At 43.6% G+C, this 19,724-nt stretch carries 17 protein-coding genes; 9 read left to right on the forward strand and 8 right to left on the reverse strand.

Annotated elements, in window-relative coordinates:
- The first annotated feature begins 15 nt into the window (after positions 1-15).
- Positions 16-1,083, forward strand: a complete 1,068-nt coding sequence (locus tag B9N78_RS10285) for a phosphotransacetylase family protein (RefSeq protein ID WP_085101899.1) — start codon at positions 16-18, stop codon at positions 1,081-1,083.
- A 44-nt stretch (positions 1,084-1,127) separates the two neighbouring features.
- On the opposite strand, the gene B9N78_RS10290 is transcribed toward B9N78_RS10285, so the two are convergent.
- A complete protein-coding gene (locus tag B9N78_RS10290) occupies positions 1,128-1,751 on the reverse strand; it encodes an MBL fold metallo-hydrolase (protein ID WP_085101901.1) in 624 nt (207 codons plus the stop codon).
- 113 nt (positions 1,752-1,864) lie between these two features.
- Between B9N78_RS10290 and B9N78_RS10295 the strand changes: the two genes are divergently transcribed.
- Positions 1,865-3,016: an SGNH/GDSL hydrolase family protein gene (locus B9N78_RS10295; protein WP_245805521.1), complete on the forward strand. Its 1,152-nt coding sequence runs from the start codon at positions 1,865-1,867 to the stop codon at positions 3,014-3,016.
- A gap of 106 nt (positions 3,017-3,122) precedes the next feature.
- Here the strand turns inward: B9N78_RS10295 and B9N78_RS10300 are convergent, their stop codons facing one another.
- From B9N78_RS10300 to gcvH, 4 genes are all read right to left on the reverse strand, one after another.
- Entirely contained in the window at positions 3,123-4,514 is a 1,392-nt protein-coding gene (locus tag B9N78_RS10300; RefSeq protein ID WP_085101905.1) for a dihydrolipoyl dehydrogenase family protein, read from the reverse strand.
- Positions 4,501-5,946 carry an aminomethyl-transferring glycine dehydrogenase subunit GcvPB gene (gene gcvPB, locus B9N78_RS10305; RefSeq protein ID WP_085101907.1) on the reverse strand — a complete coding sequence of 482 codons (1,446 nt, stop codon included), beginning with the start codon at positions 5,944-5,946 and terminating at the stop codon, positions 4,501-4,503. Before gcvPB ends, B9N78_RS10300 begins: the two co-directional genes overlap by 14 nt.
- Positions 5,946-7,277 carry an aminomethyl-transferring glycine dehydrogenase subunit GcvPA gene (gene gcvPA / locus B9N78_RS10310; RefSeq protein ID WP_085101909.1) on the reverse strand — a complete coding sequence of 444 codons (1,332 nt, stop codon included), beginning with the start codon at positions 7,275-7,277 and terminating at the stop codon, positions 5,946-5,948. The genes gcvPB and gcvPA overlap by 1 nt, the downstream gene beginning before the upstream one ends.
- A gap of 93 nt (positions 7,278-7,370) precedes the next feature.
- Complete coding sequence (gene gcvH / locus B9N78_RS10315; RefSeq protein ID WP_085101911.1) at positions 7,371-7,751, reverse strand: glycine cleavage system protein GcvH; 381 nt, start codon at positions 7,749-7,751, stop codon at positions 7,371-7,373.
- Between the two features lie 347 nt (positions 7,752-8,098).
- On the opposite strand from gcvH, the gene B9N78_RS10320 reads away from it, so the two are divergent.
- From B9N78_RS10320 to folE2, 3 genes are all read left to right on the forward strand, one after another.
- On the forward strand, positions 8,099-8,767 hold the full coding sequence (locus B9N78_RS10320) for a class I SAM-dependent methyltransferase (RefSeq protein WP_085101913.1): 669 nt from the start codon (positions 8,099-8,101) through the stop codon (positions 8,765-8,767).
- Positions 8,768-8,781: 14 nt separating this feature from the next.
- On the forward strand, positions 8,782-9,201 hold the full coding sequence (nikR, locus tag B9N78_RS10325) for a nickel-responsive transcriptional regulator NikR (protein ID WP_085101915.1): 420 nt from the start codon (positions 8,782-8,784) through the stop codon (positions 9,199-9,201).
- A gap of 70 nt (positions 9,202-9,271) precedes the next feature.
- Positions 9,272-10,039, forward strand: coding sequence for a GTP cyclohydrolase FolE2 (gene folE2, locus B9N78_RS10330; RefSeq protein WP_085101917.1), 768 nt, complete (start codon positions 9,272-9,274; stop codon positions 10,037-10,039).
- 107 nt (positions 10,040-10,146) lie between these two features.
- Here the strand turns inward: folE2 and B9N78_RS10335 are convergent, their stop codons facing one another.
- The 3 genes from B9N78_RS10335 to B9N78_RS10345 form a co-directional block, all read right to left on the reverse strand.
- On the reverse strand, positions 10,147-10,605 hold the full coding sequence (locus B9N78_RS10335) for a DUF1499 domain-containing protein (protein WP_085102358.1): 459 nt from the start codon (positions 10,603-10,605) through the stop codon (positions 10,147-10,149).
- Between the two features lie 104 nt (positions 10,606-10,709).
- Positions 10,710-11,144, reverse strand: coding sequence for a rhodanese-like domain-containing protein (locus tag B9N78_RS10340; RefSeq protein WP_085101919.1), 435 nt, complete (start codon positions 11,142-11,144; stop codon positions 10,710-10,712).
- Positions 11,145-11,447: 303 nt separating this feature from the next.
- Positions 11,448-11,879, reverse strand: a complete 432-nt coding sequence (locus B9N78_RS10345) for an RrF2 family transcriptional regulator (protein ID WP_085101921.1) — start codon at positions 11,877-11,879, stop codon at positions 11,448-11,450.
- Positions 11,880-12,118: 239 nt separating this feature from the next.
- On the opposite strand from B9N78_RS10345, the gene B9N78_RS10350 reads away from it, so the two are divergent.
- The 4 genes from B9N78_RS10350 (at position 12,119) to B9N78_RS10365 (ending at position 19,706) form a co-directional block, all read left to right on the forward strand.
- Positions 12,119-13,522, forward strand: a complete 1,404-nt coding sequence (locus B9N78_RS10350; RefSeq protein WP_085101923.1) for an NAD(P)/FAD-dependent oxidoreductase — start codon at positions 12,119-12,121, stop codon at positions 13,520-13,522.
- Positions 13,523-13,779: 257 nt separating this feature from the next.
- Complete coding sequence (locus tag B9N78_RS10355; protein ID WP_085101925.1) at positions 13,780-15,186, forward strand: sugar porter family MFS transporter; 1,407 nt, start codon at positions 13,780-13,782, stop codon at positions 15,184-15,186.
- A 201-nt stretch (positions 15,187-15,387) separates the two neighbouring features.
- Positions 15,388-16,404 carry a sigma-54 interaction domain-containing protein gene (locus tag B9N78_RS10360; protein ID WP_085101927.1) on the forward strand — a complete coding sequence of 339 codons (1,017 nt, stop codon included), beginning with the start codon at positions 15,388-15,390 and terminating at the stop codon, positions 16,402-16,404.
- Between the two features lie 107 nt (positions 16,405-16,511).
- The gene (locus B9N78_RS10365) at positions 16,512-19,706 is read left to right on the forward strand and encodes a tetratricopeptide repeat protein (RefSeq protein ID WP_085101929.1); all 3,195 of its coding nucleotides are present in this window, start codon (positions 16,512-16,514) and stop codon (positions 19,704-19,706) included.
- Positions 19,707-19,724 lie beyond the last annotated feature (18 nt).

A 19,724-nucleotide genomic window follows, 5' to 3' on the forward strand; every position in this document is an offset into this window, starting at 1 on the left:
TAAGGAGTAACCTTCATGCCCGGTTTATATATAGGCTCCACCAGCGGATATTCCGGTAAGAATATGATCGTTATGGGCCTTGGTCTATATTTTCAGAAAGCAGGCATCAGCCTTGGTTATATGAAGCCTGTCGGAGCTATTCCGGTTGAAGTTGACGGATGTTTAGGTGATGAAGATGCATTCTTTATTCAAGAGGTTTTAGGTGTTTCTAATCCCGCTAAAGTTGTCACTCCGGTTGTAGTTACCCATGATTTTAAAGTTCAGGCTTTTAACGGAAAATGTGAAGATCATGTTGAACCTATAGTTCAGGCTTACGAAAAAATAAGCGCGGATAAGGATCTTACCCTTGTCGCCGGATCCGGTTCAATGAACTCTGGCAAATACTGCGGAGTTGACGGGATTCATCTTGTTAAAACTCTGGGAATCAAATGCATTGTTATTGATAGATTCCAAAAAGAATTGAACTATGATTATCTGGTAGTGCTTAAAGAAACCTTAGGTGACAGCATGATCGGGGTAATTTTAAATGATATCCCGCCTACTTTTATGGATGAAATTACCTCACTCATTAAACCTTTTCTCGAAAGAAAAGGAGTTAAAGTGCTAGGAGTAATTCCTAAAGATTCACTCATGGGAACGATTAAAGTCTGTGATCTGGCAGAGCACCTCGGCGGAAAAATTATTTCTGCTCACAGTAAAAAAGAGCAGCCGGTTGAAAGTTTTCTGATTGGTACTATGCAGGTCGAAAACTTTATGACCCATTTTCGCAAGCACCGTAATTCCGCTGTTATTGTCGGCGGTGACAGGTCTGATGTTCAGCTTGTCGCGCTTGAGGGCGAATGTCCATGTCTTGTGCTGACCGGAAATCTTTACCCTAATGATATTATTTTAACCCGCTCAGAGATTTTAGGGACTCCCATAATTGTTGTGCGGGACGATACCTTTTCAGTAGCGAAAAAAATGGAAGACATTCTATCGCGGCATAAACTGCGCGAACCTGCTAAAATCAAGCATGGCGCGGAACTTGTAGCGTCGCATATCGATTTTGCATACATAAAGAAAGAACTTGATCTAAAATACTAGTTATAAACTAAGCCCCGCATGTCATAACGTGCGGGGCTGTTTTTTTATGTAAAAAACGGATTATTCCGTTTTTCGTGAATTACAGTGGTCATGGGGCCGTGTCCTGAATGAATCTGAGTCTCATCTGGCAGAATAAAGATTCTGTTTCGTATGGAATTTAGCAAAGTTTCACTGTCTCCGCCGGGAAAATCTGTCCGGCCCACTGCTATCATAAATATTACATCTCCGACGAATACGCAGTTTAGAGCAGGGAAGAAATATGAAAGGCTGCCTCGTGTGTGCCCGGGGGTGTCCAGCACCATCATCGGCTGATCAAATATAAACTGTTTTCCGGGTTTAAGGTCTGTCGCTTTAAAGTCATGCAGTTGCGGGAACTCTTTTGATCCTCCGTAGGAGAAAGAAACTTCGTTTAAGTACATGTCTTCGATATTTCCAAAAACCTCCGCTCCGGTCAATTGTTGCAGCTCGCCCACTCCGCCGATGTGATCAAGATGCATATGAGTCAGGTAGATGGCTGTAACATTGAGATTTCTGGTTTTGATTGCCTCCAAAAGAGGGAAAGGTTCCGGCGCACAGTCTATTACGATTGCATCTTTGCCGGAAGTCAGCAGGTAGCAGTTTGTTTCAAGTGGTCCTAGAATAAACGTTTCAACTGCAATATTTGTCATTTTACAATCCTTGACTGTGTACAGGCCATATAGTGAACTTAAATTTATTTTTTATTAGAATAATTAATAATTAAACAGGATTAAAGATGCTTTACTTTTTAGGAAACTGTCAAATGGATTTTCTAAGTCGCGCCGTTACTGAGCTCGGACACGATTGCATATATAGAGTTCTTGCGTCGCCTTTTACATATAATAGTTCCCCGGGAATCATTCCGCACGAGTTGCTTGAGAAGGATCAAACTTTCGGTCTTGCAGATTTTTATCATGATCGCAGTCTGTTTAATCAGTTTGAAATGATTTCTGCTGATGATGAACCAGAAGCAATAGTAATTAACCTGTTTCACGAAAGCAGTCCTCTTTTTATTGAAAAAGAGCAGAAATATATATTTTTTATTGATCCGAAAGCTTGGACATATCATCCATCTTTTGAGGAGTGGATGAAAGCCGGATTCGGTATGATTCAGACAAATCCTGCTACGTACTTAAAACGATATGAAGAGATGATTAAAAATCTTCGCTTGAAGTTTCCGCAGGTGCCTATTCTTGTTGTTTCAAGGTTGTCCCATTATCCCGCGTTTGGCCCGGAACCATATTCTTACCTTGAGGGGTGGAATGATCTTTGGAAATACAGCGGTCAAATCTTTAATCGATGGGAAAACAATATTTCTGATTTAACTGTTGTTGATATGGATAGAATTTTTGCAGGAATTTGGTCCGCATCTGAAAAAAGGATTGAAGCTCATTGTCCTTTTTTAAAATTTAAGCTGACAGAAAAAGATAATGTAATAACCGGACTTCATGCCAGTCGCGATGTTGAACATATAGGTTCAATGTGGCCAGTTTTAGCCAAAAAGATCACTGAATTTGTTGAGAAAGGTAAAATAAGTTACTGCGCAGAGGAAGTCATACCTGCTGAGTGGAAAAGGTCGTGGCAGCCAGAGAAATATCAGGATGAAGAATTGCTTAAAATGCTCGGGTCAGGAGCTAATTATCTTTGCGCCAGGGCAATCGGGAGCTTTTTTATTAATCACGAGCATGATTACACAGAATTATTGGTAAAAACAGCGCAGTACACACCTGTATGCCATAACACGTTGCATATGATTAAAACTTATGGGCGAATTTGGAGAAATCCGGATCTTGCGCTGTGGTGCAATGTTCATCGTGAAAATGTACTGAAATTTACTGCAAACGGGCCGCTTTACACGCAGGATTATATTGAGCGGCTTAATGAAGTGGAGAAGTTTGCTTCAGGCAAAGCGTAAATGTAATAAATTATTCCGGACAGTAAATTGTAAAATCCCGTTGAAGAATATTCTTCAACGGGATTGTGTTTAACTTTGGTAAGCAGTCTTCTGCTATGTCGGTAAACTATTTTGGTAATTGTTTATCAGCTTTCAATGCACCAAGTAAGGCTTCATCAAGTGAAGGATGGGGGAAGATTACTTTATGCAGATCTTCTTCGGTCCAAGCTTCCTGAACAATCATTGCGGCCGCAGTTGTAAAGCCGGAGACGTGGTGTCCCACAGCTGTAATACCTGCAACCTTATCATCCAGCCATACAACTTTCACAAAGCCTTGTGTCGAGGCGTAAGACTGCGCAATGGGGTTAGCAACAAGCGGAAATGATGAAACTTTTATTTCGCCTTTTCCTTCAAGGTCTTTGACCATCAGCCCTACACGCATGGTTTCCGGTGAACCGTACAGAATAGAAGGGACAGGAGCATGTGTGTACGGCCCCTTGTCTTTTCCGGTAATTCTGCGCACAACATATCCGGCCTGATGGCTGGCTGCGTGAGCGAGTAAAACATTACCGTTAAGGTCACCGATTGCATAAACATTGGGCGCGGCTTCGAGGTTTTCATTAATTTTAACAAAACCGGGACCAACGGTTGAAGCTCCGCAGTTCTCCAGACCCAGGTCTTTTGAATTGGGTCGTCTTCCTACAGCTATAAGAGCTTTGTCCGCGATTATTTCTTCACCGTCTTCAGTGCGTAAAACAGCTTTGCCGTTTTCAGCAGTAACGGATTTTACTTTCACGCCGAGTTTAATATTCCACTTGTTACGCTTGAAAACTGAATGCAAAGTTTTGGAGACCTCCGGGTCTTCATACATTGCTATTCTGTCGAGAGCGTCAACAACTGTGATTTCAGTTCCGGTTCTGTGGGCAATTTGAGCCATTTCAAGGCCGATAAACCCCGCTCCGATAACGAGAAGTGACTTAGTCATTTCAGTAAGAGCAAGAAACCCTGTGTTGTCTAAAACAGTCTCATTATCAGGTTCAAGTCCGGGGAAAACAGTTGGGTGGGAACCTGTAGCGAGTACAAGGTTTTTATACTCCAGCACCGCTGTTTCATTATGGTGGGAAACTTCCACTTTTCCCTGCTCAATGATCTTTGCCGCAGCATGGTAAAAATCAATGTTCAGAGCTTTCAGTTTTTGCGCCATTGCTTTACGGGTAGCACCTGTAAAGCGGTCTTTTTTAGTACAAAGAGCTTCAAAATCTATTTCAATATTACCTGTAGCTATTTTAGCTTTGACCTGCGCGGCGAGGTCTTCAACCGGAGAAGTTGCTCCCAGATACAGCTTTGTGGGGATGCAGCCGACATTTAAGCAGGTTCCGCCGAGCAGATCTTTTTCTACCAAGGCAACTTTTATTCCGAGTGCAGCCGCTTCCGTTGCTGCGTCAAAACCGCCCGGTCCGGCTCCTACGACCACGAGGTCGTAGGAACGGGGTCCGGCTGGTAAATTAGTTAATGTCATCAGTGATCACCATGTCGCGAGCAGCTTTAGTTTCATCCAGTCTGCTGACTGAAAGGGTAACCGGAGCGTTCGTAATGAAATCAGGATTTTCTTCTGCGATTTTTGCAATTTCAATCAGATCATCGACAAAGCGGTCCAGCGTTTCCTTACTTTCTGTTTCAGTAGGCTCGATCATCATACATTCCTTAACAATAAGAGGGAAGTAGATGGTGGGAGCATGGTGCCCCTTATCGAGAAGAGCTTTTGCAACATCCAGTGCGCGAACTCCGTTTTTAGCCTGATTCACAGCTGAAAGAACGAATTCGTGCATGCAGGTGCGGTTGTATGGAACTTCAAAGTAGTCTTCGAGTCTTTTGCGCATATAGTTCGCACTGAGAACTGCATTTTCTGTAGCTCTGATGAGACCTTCACGTCCTAAGCGGAGCATGTAGGCATATGCTTTAAGATAAACTCCGAAGTTGCCATAGAAAGGTGCCACAAAACCGATTGATTTAGGAGCATCGTATGAAAGGTAGTACTGACCGTCTTCAAGTTTTTTAACCCTTGAAACAGGCAGGAAAGGGGTCAGTTTTTCACAAACACCGACAGGTCCGGAGCCGGGACCGCCTCCGCCGTGAGGAGTAGCGAAAGTTTTATGCAGATTTAAATGAACAACATCAAATCCTGCATCACCGACTCTCATTTTACCCATGATAGCGTTCATGTTTGCTCCGTCATAATAGAGCAGAGCATCTTTTTCATGAATCATTTTAACTATTTCAGGGAGGTGTTTTTCGAACAGTCCAAGAGTGTTCGGACAGGTCATCATAACTGCCGCAACTTCATCATCCAGAACTTCTGCGAGTGCTTCAGGAGTAATAATTCCGTTATTTGATTCAACAGAAACAACTTCGTATCCGGCGATTGAAGCCGATGCAGGGTTGGTTCCGTGAGCTGAGTCAGGGCATATTACTTTAGTTTTTTTATTACCTTTATCTCTATGGTAGGCGGAAATAATCATAACACCGGTCAGTTCGCCGTGTGCTCCTGCCATAGGATGCATGGTGAAGTCTGCCATACCGCAAAGTTCGCTCAGCAGTCTTTCTGTTTCAAAAATGACTTCTAGCGCGCCCTGACAATGACGTCCGGCTCCTTTGAGCTGGGATATAGCTGGGTGCAGTCTTGCAAACCCTGGCAGAGCTGCAACCTGTTCTGTGAATTTAGGATTGTATTTCATTGTGCATGAACCGAGAGGATAGAAATTGGAATCTACCCCGAAGTTTTTCATGGACAACTTTGTGAAATGGCGAACTACATCAAGTTCGGAAAGGGAAGGCATGCCTGAGCTTTCGCGGAGCAGTTCTGCCGGAATGAAGTCTTCTATGTTGCTTGCGGGTTTTTCAGGCCACACACCTTCGCGACCGGATACGGATTTTTTGAATACGGTTTTCATTAGATTGCCCCCCGCAGTATTTCAGCAAAAATGCCGATTTGCTCTTCCGTGGTCTTTTCAGTGCAGGCTACAAGCAGTCCGTTTTCAAGACCTTCATAGTAGCGTCCGAGAGGGAAGCCCGGGATAATGCCGCGCTCGGTAAGTTTGTCTATAATTTCAAATGCGTTAACCGGAAGGGTAATTGCAAACTCGTTACCGAAAGGTCCCTTGGTGAAAAGCTCTACGCCGGTGATTGAGGTCAGTTTTTCTGCTGCGTAATGTGCACGCTCAATTGAAAGTAAAGCTGTACGGCGAAGTCCTTCTTCCCCGAGCAGGCAGAGATGAATAAGAGTACGAAGAGCACATAACGCCTGATTCGAGCAGATATTTGAGGTCGCTTTCTGTCTTCTGATGTGCTGTTCTCTTGCTTGAAGAGTCAGAACATAACCTGTTCTGCCTTCACCGTCTTCAGTCCGTCCTACCACGCGTCCGGGCATCTGGCGGACAAGGTCTTTGGAACATGTCATGATTCCGAGGTAAGGACCGCCGAAGGAGAGAGGCTGGCCTATGCTTTGTCCTTCTGCAACGGCAATGTCAGCACCCATTTGTCCGGGGGTCTTTAAGACCGCCTGCAGTACCGGGTAGGCTGACATGATCGTAACGGCTTTATGTTCATGAGCAGTAGCGAAAAGATCTGTGAAGTCATTTACTGAGCCGAAAAAGTTAGGGTTCTGAACGATTACAGCTGCGGTATCTTTATCGATTGCGGCTGTGAGTGATTTGATGTTTGTCCGCCCGTGATTGTGTGGAACAGTCACCAGTTCAAGGTTCAAATTGCCTGTATATGAGTCCAGCATTACCCTGTAAATGGGGTTCAGCGCTTCACTGACTATGATTTTGCGACGTTTAGTTTTGCGGACAGCCATAAGGGTTGCTTCATACAAAGCAGTTCCGCCATCGTATACAGACGCATTGGAGTAATCAAGACCCATAAGTCTTGCCATTGCTGTCTGGTATTCAAAAATAGCCTGCAAAGTTCCTTGAGAAGCTTCCGGCTGATACGGTGTATATGCGGTGTAAAATTCGCTGCGGGAAACAAGGGCATCAACTGCGGTAGGGATGAAGTGGTCGTAAAATCCGGCTCCGAGAAAGCTGGTTAAATCTGTGGTGTTTCTTGCAGCCAGTTTTTCCATATTTTGCAGAACAGCCATTTCGCTCTTACCTTTAGGAAGGTCAAAGCTTTTAGGTCTGAGTTCTGCCGGAATTTCAGCGAACAAGTCATCCACGGAGTTTACGCCGATCACATCAAGCATTTCCCGTACTTCTTCCGGGGAATGGGGTACGTAAGGCATTTAAACCTCCGATAAAAAAGTTACTTCCCCGCCAGCCACTTGAGGCATGCGGGGAAGATTCAGTTAACTATATAAGGTAGCGGTGTACCTGAATTAATGGGCGTCTTCTTCGGTTACTTCCTGGTAGGCAGCAGCGTCTAAAAGATCGTCGGTCGATCCGGTGATTTTGACTTTGACCAGCCAGCCTTCGCCATAGGGATCGTCATTTACTTTTTCAGGTGCGTCTTCAAGGCTTTCGTTAACAGCGATAACTTCACATGCTACAGGCATGTAAACTTCACTGGCGGCTTTAACAGATTCGATAGAGCCGAATTCGTCTCCAGCTTCAAATGTATCGCCTTCCTGCGGTAATTCTATGAAAGTAAGATCTCCAAGCTGCTCCTGAGCAAATTGGGTGATACCGATGGTTCCGTTTTCGCCGTCGACTTTCAGCCATTCGTGAGATTTGGCGTAAAGAAGTTCCTGAGGGATCATGAAGCCTCCTTTATGAGTGCTCTGTATTTTATGTTATTTATGAGTAGTCCATTCAGAGGACTTTTTTCTGATAGCATTCCTGCTTAAGAAATAAAAGTCTTACTGATAGGGTAATTCAATAAAATATGCCTGCAAAATTAACAAAAAAAAGATAAATAATGAATTTGTGCAAGTGATAATGGTTCTATTCGTGTTACCAAAGCTTGTCTTTTGACGAAAAAAAGCATACGCAAATGAAAGTATTTTCTTTTAAATGTATATGTTTATTTTGATTTAAAATATTAAAGATGTTTTGTGATCTGCGTAATATCTTTAAATGATAAACTATTCTTGTGGAGCGTTCTTTGATGGACTGGACTTCAGGTGATAGAGAAATTATTTTAGTTAACACCGCAGGGCGCGAGTGGAAGGTAGAACGTACCGCCGACCTTGAGAGTCTGTGGGAATCTATCGGTGAAGATGATTTCGGTGAAGACGAACGGTTGCCTTACTGGGCAGAGCTTTGGCCTGCAAGCGTTTTGCTGGGTGAATGGCTTTACCGCAACCAATCCTTAATTAACGGCAAGAAGTGTCTCGATCTTGGTTGCGGACTCGGTTTAACAGCTATTATCGGCGCGTCACTCGGCGCGGACGTTGTTGCATTTGACTATGAATTTCCTCCACTTATTTTCGCAAAAGAAAATGCCGTTTTAAACGGAACTCCTTCCCCCCTTTGGTTGCAGATGGATTGGCGTGAGATTGCTTTAGCCGATAATTCATTTGATTATATATGGGGCGGGGACATTCTTTATGAAAAAAGATTTTTTGGTCCGCTGGAAAAATTGTTCAAACGGGTGCTGAAACCTGATGGAAAAATCTGGATGGCGGAGCCTGTGAGAGATGTTTCAACTCCTGTATGGAAAAAGCTTGAAAAGCTAGGTTGGAACACATCTTTGCCTCTGACTGAAAAAGCTGCCTGTTGCAGTGCTGAAATGACAGTTAATATTCGGGAAGTTGTTCCCGGCACATCTAATTAATATGGAGGACTAAAATGGGTAAAACTATACGTTTCGGGGTTTCTCTTGATTCAGATCTGCTGGAAAAATTCGATAAACTGTGTGATGAAAAAAGTTATCAGACACGCTCTGAAGCCATCAGAGATCTTATCCGCAATATGCTGGTCGAGAAAGAATGGGACGAGACTGACGGTCAAATGGCCGGAACTTTATCATTAGTATACGATCATCATCAAAGCGGCCTTTCACAAAGGCTTACCGAATTGCAGCATGACAGCCACAGCCTTATCATGTCCACGCTGCATGTTCATTTAGATCATGACAACTGTCTGGAAGTTATTATTTTAAAAGGTGACGGCAAGGAAATCAAAGAACTTGCTCACAGACTTATTTCTACCAAAGGAGTCAAGCACGGTAAACTCGGACTGACTACTACCGGAGAAACTCTCGTATAAATTATTCCCGCCGCTAAGTTTTGCGGGTGGATTAAATAAGGCTTCAGCACTTTGATGCCGATGGAGTAAAATGGAAGACGTTCAGAACAGTCCTTCTCAAGTGGCCATGTCAATTGACAGGGTCGGAGTCCGTGACCTTACCCTGCCTTTGCTCGTTAAAGACCGTGCGGCCAAGAGCCAGAATACCATGGCTAAAGTAGCTCTTTCGGTTGATTTGCCTGCCCATTTCAAGGGTACGCATATGAGCAGATTTATTGAAGCTCTTGAAGATTGGTCGGAAGAACTTGATTATAAAAGTTTCTTTAATCTTTTGAGTGATATTTTGAAAAGGCTGGAAGCTAAAAGTGCCCACGCAGAACTCTGCTTTCCCTTTTGCCTGCAAAAGACTTCTCCCGTCAGCGGGCGCAAGGGGATCATGAGTTATGACTGTTCTGTTGAGGGTGAACTGATCGGCGGGCAACTGGAATTTACGCTAGGTGTAAAAGTTCCTGTAATGACAGTTTGCCCATGTTCAAAAGCAATCAGTGATGAGGGTGCGCACAGCCAGCGTGCTGTAGTACACATCAAGACACGTTCAAAAGGATTTGTCTGGATCGAAGACTTGATAGAAATTGCGGAACGCTCCGGCTCGTCACAAGTCTACTCACTCCTTAAGAGAGAAGACGAAAAATACGTTACCGAAAAATCTTTTTCAAATCCCACATTTGTTGAAGATGTTGTGAGAAATGCCGCTAATGGTCTTGAAAAACAGCCTAAAATAACATGGTATAAAGTTGACGTGGAAAGTTTTGAATCAATTCACAACCATTGTGCTTTTGCAAGTATTGAAAAAAAATAAATCGCTATATTAAATATAGGTAGCAGGGGAGTTATACTCCGCTTGTTACTGACAATAGCCGCTGTTGCTTCCTCGGAATTTGAGGTGGGCGATGGCGGCAAGTTGTTTTATTGTTGCATGGACTCAAATATTGTCCGCAGATGTTCAATCCTTTTTCTATTTGCGGAAAAATCTGAATATCCGATGCGAGATGCTGAGCGAACTGCAATTTCGCCATTCTCTTCTTGGTAAAAACATTCCAAATCATCTACAAAGCGCATAATACGGCTTGTAAATTCTGCGTGAAGGTAAGTTCCTTCCTGAGTAATAACTTTGCCTCCTTCCATTTGCTCAATACTTTTTTTAAGCTTTTCCATCACGTTTTTAATATTGCCATGAGCTTTGAGCGGATCGATTTTATGTTCAGGATCGGCTGCCTGTGAAGAAACGCAATTAGGGCTGGATGGGCATGCTGCGAACTCTCCGTTTACAACACCCAGATTATCAGGTCTTTTTGCGGAGCAGGCGGATATAAAAAGAATCGCCAGCAGAACTAAAACGCAAAGTATAATTAGTTTGTATGTCATACTGGAACAGTAAGGTGTTTTGAGTGAAACAGGCAAGCTATGAAATAAAAAAAGGGTCAGCAGTTTTTCTGCCGACCCTTTTGTGTTTCAAAAAGATTCAGAAACTATTTTGTTTCAACTGCGTGATTCCAGCCACCCTGACCATTTGTCAAAATGAATAGGCGATATGACGGGACGCCGTTTGCATTAAGATAGTCAACTGTGCGTTCTGCTCCGCCCTGACCGCGTGGGCAGATAACGACAACAGGCTTTGTACTTGATTTCAGTTCCGGGAGTGCAGCATCAAGTTTAGCTTTATCTTCGCTTGATTTTACCGGGAATGCGCAAGTTTCAATAGCACCTTTAATGTGATGAACATTGAATTCGTCAGCAATCTGAATGTCAACAATTGTTACTGCCGCATTTTGATCAATAGCGTTCTGCAATGAATCAGAACTCATGTAATTATATTGATCCTTCATAGCAAAAGCCGCGCTGGCAATAAGTAGAATCATAAGAACGGCAGAGCAGGTGCATAAAATTTTTTTGGGCGCAAACATAGTTTTCTCCTTTTGAGTGTGATCAGAGTTAGACGATCATATATATGCATGTGGATTGAAAAGGTCTAATCTTAATAATGGATGGATCAAGAGTTTTGGCATCTACATCTCTGATATAAGAGCTTTGTAACTTAGAAGGAATGCAGGGTTGTTTGAATAGTAGTTGCTATGCAGAGTGATATTCTAATAAAAAAGTAAACAAATAGCTAAGCACTTATAATAGAAAATTATTTGTCTTCGGCCTCCTCGCAGTCTCAAGCCTGAAAGTTGGGACTGCGCAGGCTGTTTTCGCTGTGGACGCTTTTAAAACGGGCTACTTTTAATACAGAACACTCCTTCTTTCAGAATATCTGCTAAACTTATTTCATCCAGCGCGGCGTACATTGCTTTGCTTGCTTTGATCCAGACTTCGCGGGTAGGGCAGTCATCAATTCTCTGGCAGAGTTTGTCGCTTTCCAGACATTCTACAAGCGCAGCTTCACCTTCAAGGCTTCTAACAATGGCACCTATTGAAATGTCTTTCGGAATCATGGACAGTGTATGTCCACCGCCGGGGCCGCGTTTACTGGATATGAAACCGGCTTTTTTCAGTTCACGAATCAGTTTTTCAAGATATTTCGTGGAAAGTCCCTGACGACTGGCAATATCACTTATGCGAACCGGTCCTTTGTCGCAGTGCATTGCAATGTCGAGCATCATTCTTGTTCCGTATCTGCTTCTGGTAGTAAGTCTCATGATCAGTTCCTTGTTTTTCTAACAGCATTAGGAAAGTAACGTTGTCCGGTCAAGTCGCTAACGTCATTAAAGTTAGTCTAGATTATAAGTTTTTCTATTCAACTGATAGCAGTATTCATCTTAAAAAGTAAAAAAAAATTTATGTGTTGTTTTCTTGATTGACCTTAGGTAAAAGCGTATATTGGGATGTTTGCGCGTCTTGCGTTGACGCTGATAAGAAGACCAATCTGGAGAAAATTATGTGCTCGAACAGTACCGTGAAGAAAGAGTTTGATGTTATTATCGTTGGCGGCGGACCTGCGGGGCTTTTCGCTGCTTACTATCTTGGTGAAAACACAAACCTTGATGTTCTTGTAATCGAAAAAGGAAAACCTTCACTTAAAAGAAATTGTCCCATAACCGGAGATCAGGAATGTATTAAATGCAAACCTTGTAATATCCTTTCCGGTGTCGGCGGAGCAGGGCTGTTTTCCGACGGTAAACTTAATTACATACATAAGCTCGGTAAAACTGATTTAACTCAGTTTATGACTGTTTCTAAAGCAAAAGAGCTTATTGATGAGACTGAAGAAATCTTTAACCGGTTCAATATGGACGGGAAAGTTTTCCCGACTGATATGAATGCAGCTAAAGAGATTCGCAAAAATGCACTTAAAAACGGCATTGACCTTCTCCTGATTAAGCAAAAGCATCTTGGAAGTGATAATCTTCCTAATCATATTGCGGCAATGGCTGAATATGTCAAAAAATGCGGCGTAACCTTTCATACTTCGGAAGAAGTTAAAGATATATTGATTGAAGACGGGGCTCTCGCCGGAGTTGTTACAAGCCGTGATGAATATCGCGCTAAAAATGTAATTCTTGCTCCTGGAAGAGTCGGTTCTGAATGGATGGGAAGTCTTGCTAAACGTCACGACCTTGCCATTACCCAGCGCGGTATTGAAGTCGGAGTGCGTGTTGAAGTTCATGCTGATATCATGCGTGATCTCTGTGATGTTATTTATGACCCCACGTTCTTTATCCGCACCACTACGTATGATGATCAGGTTCGTACATTCTGTACTAATCAGGGTGGTTTCATTGCGCTTGAAAACTATCAGGATTTTGTGTGTGTCAACGGCCACGCCTACATGGATAAAAAATCAGAAAATACGAACTTTGCATTTCTCTCTAAAGTAGTGCTTGAAGAACCTGTGACGGATAACCATGCATATGGTGAATCTATAGGTAAGCTTGCAACTATTATCGGTGGTGGAAAACCTATTTTGCAGCGTTTCGGAGATTTAAAACGCGGCCGCCGCTCAACATGGAATCGCGTTCATAACAGTTTTATTGAACCTACCATGAAAAATGTCACCTGCGGTGATATCGCAATGGCTCTTCCTGAGCGTATTGTACGGAATATCGTGGAAGGTCTTGAAAAACTTAATGAAGTTATTCCGGGTGTGGCGAATGAAGAAACTTTGCTCTATGCTCCTGAGATTAAATTCTTTTCAACACAGGTGGAAACAAGCAATATGCTTGAAACTGCTTATGAAGGTCTGTTTGTTGCTGGAGACGGTCCGGGAGTCGCCGGAAATATTGTTTCCGCTTCTGCTACCGGTCTCATTCCAGCCAAGGAAATTGCCCGCAGGAACAGCTGACTTGATTAAATTATAAAAACGGCTTCTTGCCGCATATTTTGACTAAAATACATAATCCGCCGGATGCGAATACATCCGGCGGATTTTTTTATTCACGGATGATGCTTCTATATAAATATACGCAACTATGACCTTATAATGGTGACACATATTACTGAGTATGTTACCGATTTTTAAACACTCTCTTTCATGTTTTCTCTTGGCACAGCCTTTTTAAATTAATTCGTGATGACAATCTTATAAAATAGAGGTCCGTTATGGTTAATGAGGTTTCATCAGATAACCAGTCTACAAATATAGTTTTTGTTCTGCTCATTTCTGTTTCCGCAGCTCTAGGCGGTTTTCTTTTCGGATTTGATACATCCGTAATCAACGGTGCTGTGATTGCTTTGGGGGAACATTTTAACGTCGGACCTGTTCTTATAGGGCTGTCTGTTTCGCTGGCTCTCATGGGGTCGGCGGTTGGAGCGTTGTCCTCCGGGTGCATTTCAGATCGTTACGGCAGAGTGAAACCAATGCTGATTGCCGCGGTAATGTTTACTGCAAGCGGCATAGGGTCAGGACTTCCGTATTCAGTTTGGGATTTTATTTTCTGGCGTTTTGTCGGTGGAGTCGGAATCGGTCTTGCCAGTGCAATTACTCCTGCTTATATCGCGGAGATTTCACCGGCTCACTTGCGTGGACGGTTCGGTTCTCTCCAGCAGTTAGCTATTGTGACTGGAATTTTTGTCGCTATGGTCAGTAACTACTTGCTGGTTAAGATTGCCGGCGGATCTGCCGGTATGGATTTATGGTTAGGAGCCGAAACATGGCGCTGGATGTTCTGGGCTGAAGTTCCACCCGCCGTGTTATACGGTGTTGCTGCTTTGATTATACCGGAGTCTCCCCGCTATCTGATCGGAACAGGTTGTGAGCGTGAGGCAGAAAGTGTTTTGTTTAAAGTTCTGGGAAAGGATGTCCTCAAAAAAATAGATGAAATTAAAAACTCACTTAAAACAGAAAAAGGCTCTTCCTTTTCTGATTTGAAAGGACGGTACGGATTTTCACCCATTATCTGGGTAGGATTCGGACTTTCAATACTTCAGCAGTTTGTCGGTATTAATGTGATTTTTTATTATGGCAGCATGCTCTGGCGCAGTGTTGGTTTTTCAGAAGAAAATTCTTTGTGGATCACAGTGATTACCGGAGTTGTAAATGTTGTGACCACTCTTGTGGCTATTGCTTTTATCGACCGTGTTGGGCGCAAACCTTTACTTCTTATAGGTTCCGCCGGGATGCTGGTGACTCTGGGGGTGCTTGCTTACATTTTTGCTTACGCTCCGCTCGACGCGGCAGGCCATCCTGCTTTAAGCGGCTCTTCAGCTACAACAGCCCTTTTTGCTGCAAATCTGTATGTATTCTGTTTCGGTTTTTCGTGGGGCCCTGTCGTGTGGGTTCTGCTCGGGGAAATGTTTAATAATCGCGTAAGAGCTTCTGCTCTTGCTTTGAGCGCAGGTGCGCAGTGGATAGCTAACTTTTTAGTTTCAGCTTCTTTTCCCTCAATGGTTGCATGGGCCGGACTTGGAAGAACTTATTCCATTTATGCATTTTTTGCCGCTGTTTCATTTTTCTTTGTAATGTTTTGTGTGCGTGAAACCCGCGGGAAGGAACTGGAAGAAATGTAATAAGGTGAAAATTCCTATTTTAGGTGGTTTTATTGTGATTTCACAACAAAAATCAACTTGTATATTGACTTTGTGTCATTTCATTGACACTGAATATATAGACTTTCTCTCAACTGTCTGAAAAATAAGTAATCCGGTCTAAGACGGGATGCTTGGAACGTTATTTTATCAGTTCCCCGGATAGTAAATTTCGGAGGCCAGATGGCTCTTAATCTTGATGGAATAATCGGTAACAGTGTTACGCTCAAGGATGTTTTTAGAATCCTTGGAAAAGTTGCGCCTACTGACAGTACCGTGCTGGTGACCGGGGAATCCGGTACGGGTAAGGAACTTATCGTCAGAGCACTGCATCATAACAGTAAACGCAGGGGTAAACCTTTTGTTCCTGTTAACTGCGGCGCAATTCCCAGGGAGTTGCTTGAGTCAGAACTTTTCGGGCACGAAAAAGGTGCCTTCACTCACGCAATCCGTTCACGGCCGGGCAGATTTGAACTGGCTGACGGCGGAACTATTTTCCTTGATGAAATCGGCGAAATGGATCTCAGCCTGCAAGTTAAGATTTTAAGAGTTTTGCAGGAAAAGGAAATTGAGCGGGTCGGCGGTACACAGATCAAAAAAGTGGATGTCAGAATTGTTGCTGCAACCAATAGGGATCTGGAAGCCGAAGTTGCTGCCGGAAGATTTCGCGAAGATCTTTTTTACCGTTTAAATGTTATTCCGATGCATCTGCCTCCCTTGCGTGAAAGGGGAGGGGATGTTCTCATTCTGGCTAAGCATTTTCTTGCAGGTTTCTGCTCCGGAAAAGACAGATGTACTTTGAAGCTGAGTCCGGAAACTGCGGATATGCTGGTTTCTTATTCCTGGCCCGGCAATGTCCGTGAGCTGGAGAATTTCATGGAGAGGCTGTCTATCCTATGTGATGAGGATGAAGTCACTCCGGATGATCTGCCTGAGAAAATACTGAAGGATGTCGGAGCTGAACCGAAAGTTAAAGTTGCGGCACTTGTTCAGCCTGCGGGTTTTACGTGGCCTACTTTAGAAGATATGAACGAGCACAGTTCCGATGGTCTTAAAGATTTTCTTGACCAGATTGAAGATAGAATTCTTCTTGAAGCTTTGCAGAAAGCGGATGGCGTCAAAAACAAGGCCGCAGAACTTCTTGGAGTTAAACGAACAACTCTCATTGAGAAAATCAAGAAAAGAAATCTGGAAGCGTAAAGATTATTTCATTTTTATTTGTTGATTATGCAGGGTAGGCAAGAATATTGCAGAAATACCGGATTGTGACGATCAGCAGTTTTACCGGAATACTCCGGACACTCTTGATGGCGGCCTTTATTTGGCTCGCCTGCCCTCATTCTGGTTTGGCTATGCAGTATTATATCAATACCAAGTCAGACATGGATTCCCTTCGTCTTGTCTTTGATCAGAAGAATCTTGATAGTTCCGTACGCCGAACCGGACGTCAGCAGATTACAATTTCATTCCCGGCAGGCTCATTAAAAGGCGAAAAAGCTCCTGCACCTATGCCCTTATCAGGCATGCGTGTGGTTGATTCCGTTAAAATAGGTGCAAACTCTATTGTTATCGGGACCAGAATGAGCGGCTTCGGATTTATCCGTCTTCCGGGTGGAAACGGGGAAATGGTTTTGCAGTTTTTCCGTGATCCCATTGGTTCCAAATGGCGTTCTCCGGTTGATAACGCAAAACTCGCTGCGGCTCAGAAAACTAAAGCCGATGCTCAAAAGGCTGAGGCTGCTAAAAAAGCCGCCGCCCAAAGATCCGCTGCTCAACAGGCTGCCGCCAGAAAATCAGCTGCTCAAAAAACTATTGATCAAAATATAGTGGATCAACAGAAAGCTGTTTCTGACGCTAAACCTCCGATTCTTGAGGAAATTGATATTACTCCCGAAAATGACGGGCAGGCTATTCCCATCAAAAATGATACTGTTTCGCCTGATTCCGGCCCCAGACGTCCTTTCTATTCTGTTCCATACACTTATCGCTCGCCTGTTTCAAAAGTCGGGCCGGAAGATGCGGCTGTTGTTGATACTTCGAGTCCACCGTCCAGAGCAGGTGGTGATTCCAGTCCTGTGACAGAACGTGTGGCCGTAGAGTTGCCTGCCGGATCATCCGGAGGGACAGTCGGAGGCATAGTTGCGCCGCCACCTCCATTCAATAACGAAGGCGCTATTTCCGGCCAGACCCAGCCTGTTGAAGATCAGACTGGCGGCTCTGCTTCGGGCGCAATAACGCCTCCTGAACCCGTGCAAGCTGCGGCAAATTCGATAGATGGTGGAACTGCGGTTGAAGTTGTCTCCCCACCTCCACCTCTACCTCCGGCACAGGTGTCAGGTTCGGTGGCAACTCCTCCAGAGCCAAGTGTTGCGGCTGCTCCGGGCGCAGGAGATGCTGAGATAAATTACGGGGAAGTTTATAACAGTACGGACGTGGCGGAAAAGCCTATGGATAGTACTGATGCATATCCTACAGAAGACGCTGCTAAAGGAAAAGATGGTGAGTCAAAAGAGCTGACTTTGGAAGATAAGATAAAAATAGCCAAAGGTCTTTTGCTTGCTGCTGAAACAGCCCTTGAAGACGGGGAGATTCAGGCCGCGGTTGATGGGTTTAAAGACGTTGCTGCAATGTCTTATTTGCCTAAAGATTTGAGAATTAAAGCGGTATACGGCAAAGCTGAGGCTCTGACTGAACTTCATAAAGACGACCTTAAAAATAATTTCGGCACCGTTTCCAGTTCATGGATGGAAGCCATGAATTCGGACACCAACTCTCCCAATGTGCCGATGGCATTGCTTAATCTTGGTCTTGTAAATTTGAAAGCCGGAAATATGCCTGAGGCAAAAGCTTACTTTAATCTATTGAAATCTCAGTATCCGAACGATTTGAATATTCCGTATATCAGTTATTACTGGGGGGAATATTATTTAGGGATGCATGAGTATGAGAAAGCTGCGGACCAGTTTCAAAATCTGGTTCAGAGTTACCCGGACAGCAAGGTTGTGCGCGAGGCTGCTCTTGGACTTGCCAAATCTTTGAACGCTTTGGGATATAACAAGCAGGCATACCAGATCATTGATTATATTGATAAACGTTGGCCCAGATATTATATTGAAGATCTCAACTTTTTGCTGATGGCGGCTAACACCCAGAACAAACTCGGGAAGCTTGATGATGCCAAGAAAAATTATTGGGCGTTTTACAATCTTAATCCTGAATCAAAAGAGAATGATACAGTCTTAGCCCGTATCGGGGATATTTATCTTAAATCTGATGATATGAGAGCTGCAAAAGAAATTTATGAGAAAGCGGCGAAGGATTATCCTGATGAAGAGGGCGGCCTTGTCTCCAAGATGCGTCTTGCTGAGGAAGGCATTTATGACGACCCGAACATGAACCAGATGGATAAAGTTTTTGATCGTCCTTATAATCTCAGACCTCAGAAAATTTATACTGAGATTGTTAAGAATCATCCTGACAGTCCCCTTGCTCCGCTGGCTCAGCTCAAGCTTGCAATGTGGTATTACTGGAATAAAAAATATGGAGACTGTCTTGGAGCTGTACAGGACTTTATGGATAAATATCCTAGAAGCTCTATGCATGATAAAGCCAGTGAATTAGGATACAGAGTTTTTGATAAAGCTGTTCCTGATTTGGTAAAAGATGAAAATTACGGCAGAGTTGTTAAGTTCTGGGATTCTTATGCCAAGAAAAATAATGATGGTGACGGTGTCAGCGATGAGACTCGGCTGGGCGTTGCCTTAAGTTACTGGAAAAAAGAACAACCTGATGCAGCTCTGAAGCTGATAGATCGTTATCTGAAAGAGAAGCAGATTCCTAAATATTCCGCTATGGCACTTGATATGGCTCTTGGAATATATGTGGATGGTCAGGAGTGGAGTAAGGTTTCAGAACTCGCTGATATGGTTCAAAAGAATTGGGATATTGATCCCAAGCAAAAAGCCCATATTGAATACGCCAATGCAATGGCATATGAAAATCTTGGTGAGACAGAATCAAGTACGCCTCTCTGGGCCGGGCTTGCCGCTAATTTACAGCTTCCGGAATCTTCAAGAGCTTACGCCATGTACTATATGGCAAAGTCTGCTATGAAGCAGAAGGAACTGAAAAAAGTATTTGTTTACTCTCAGGAAGCCCTTTCAATGCTGCTTGAAACAGGCGGCGATAGAGAGAAGATTAAAGATTGTATTTTAATGACTATCTATGCGGCCGAAAGTTCCGGCAGGTATAGAGAGGCTCTTCAGTGGGCTTCCGAGTATGATAAGTATATTCCTATTTCAGATCCGGAGTGGGCTTCTTCCCGTTTTAGACTGGCTCAACTTTATGAAAAAGCCGGGGCTACTGCTGAATGGAAAAAATTGATGGAAGAAGTTGCCAAGAAAAGTCCTGACGGTCTATATGGACGCTTGGCTAAATCCGCTCTTGAAACCAGTAAAATCGAGCGAGACGCATCAAAATTTGTGCCGAGTCCTTCTATGTAATCGGCAGCAGTTTTTGAT

Source organism: Desulfovibrio gilichinskyi (assembly GCF_900177375.1).
In the GTDB taxonomy this organism is placed as follows: Bacteria; Desulfobacterota; Desulfovibrionia; order Desulfovibrionales; family Desulfovibrionaceae; genus Maridesulfovibrio; species Maridesulfovibrio gilichinskyi.

Excerpts from the sequence above, each read along its gene's own strand:
- B9N78_RS10285 (WP_085101899.1), top strand. The coding sequence starts at position 16 with ATGCCCGGTTTATATATAGGCTCCACCAGCGGATATTCCGGTAAGAAT.
- B9N78_RS10290 (WP_085101901.1), bottom strand. The coding sequence starts at position 1,751 with ATGACAAATATTGCAGTTGAAACGTTTATTCTAGGACCACTTGAAACA.
- B9N78_RS10295 (WP_245805521.1), top strand. The coding sequence starts at position 1,865 with ATGGATTTTCTAAGTCGCGCCGTTACTGAGCTCGGACACGATTGCATA.
- B9N78_RS10300 (WP_085101905.1), bottom strand. The coding sequence starts at position 4,514 with ATGACATTAACTAATTTACCAGCCGGACCCCGTTCCTACGACCTCGTG.
- gcvPB (WP_085101907.1), bottom strand. The coding sequence starts at position 5,946 with ATGAAAACCGTATTCAAAAAATCCGTATCCGGTCGCGAAGGTGTGTGG.
- gcvPA (WP_085101909.1), bottom strand. The coding sequence starts at position 7,277 with ATGCCTTACGTACCCCATTCCCCGGAAGAAGTACGGGAAATGCTTGAT.
- gcvH (WP_085101911.1), bottom strand. The coding sequence starts at position 7,751 with ATGATCCCTCAGGAACTTCTTTACGCCAAATCTCACGAATGGCTGAAA.
- B9N78_RS10320 (WP_085101913.1), top strand. The coding sequence starts at position 8,099 with ATGGACTGGACTTCAGGTGATAGAGAAATTATTTTAGTTAACACCGCA.
- nikR (WP_085101915.1), top strand. The coding sequence starts at position 8,782 with ATGGGTAAAACTATACGTTTCGGGGTTTCTCTTGATTCAGATCTGCTG.
- folE2 (WP_085101917.1), top strand. The coding sequence starts at position 9,272 with ATGGAAGACGTTCAGAACAGTCCTTCTCAAGTGGCCATGTCAATTGAC.
- B9N78_RS10335 (WP_085102358.1), bottom strand. The coding sequence starts at position 10,605 with ATGACATACAAACTAATTATACTTTGCGTTTTAGTTCTGCTGGCGATT.
- B9N78_RS10340 (WP_085101919.1), bottom strand. The coding sequence starts at position 11,144 with ATGTTTGCGCCCAAAAAAATTTTATGCACCTGCTCTGCCGTTCTTATG.
- B9N78_RS10345 (WP_085101921.1), bottom strand. The coding sequence starts at position 11,879 with ATGAGACTTACTACCAGAAGCAGATACGGAACAAGAATGATGCTCGAC.
- B9N78_RS10350 (WP_085101923.1), top strand. The coding sequence starts at position 12,119 with ATGTGCTCGAACAGTACCGTGAAGAAAGAGTTTGATGTTATTATCGTT.
- B9N78_RS10355 (WP_085101925.1), top strand. The coding sequence starts at position 13,780 with ATGGTTAATGAGGTTTCATCAGATAACCAGTCTACAAATATAGTTTTT.
- B9N78_RS10360 (WP_085101927.1), top strand. The coding sequence starts at position 15,388 with ATGGCTCTTAATCTTGATGGAATAATCGGTAACAGTGTTACGCTCAAG.
- B9N78_RS10365 (WP_085101929.1), top strand. The coding sequence starts at position 16,512 with ATGGCGGCCTTTATTTGGCTCGCCTGCCCTCATTCTGGTTTGGCTATG.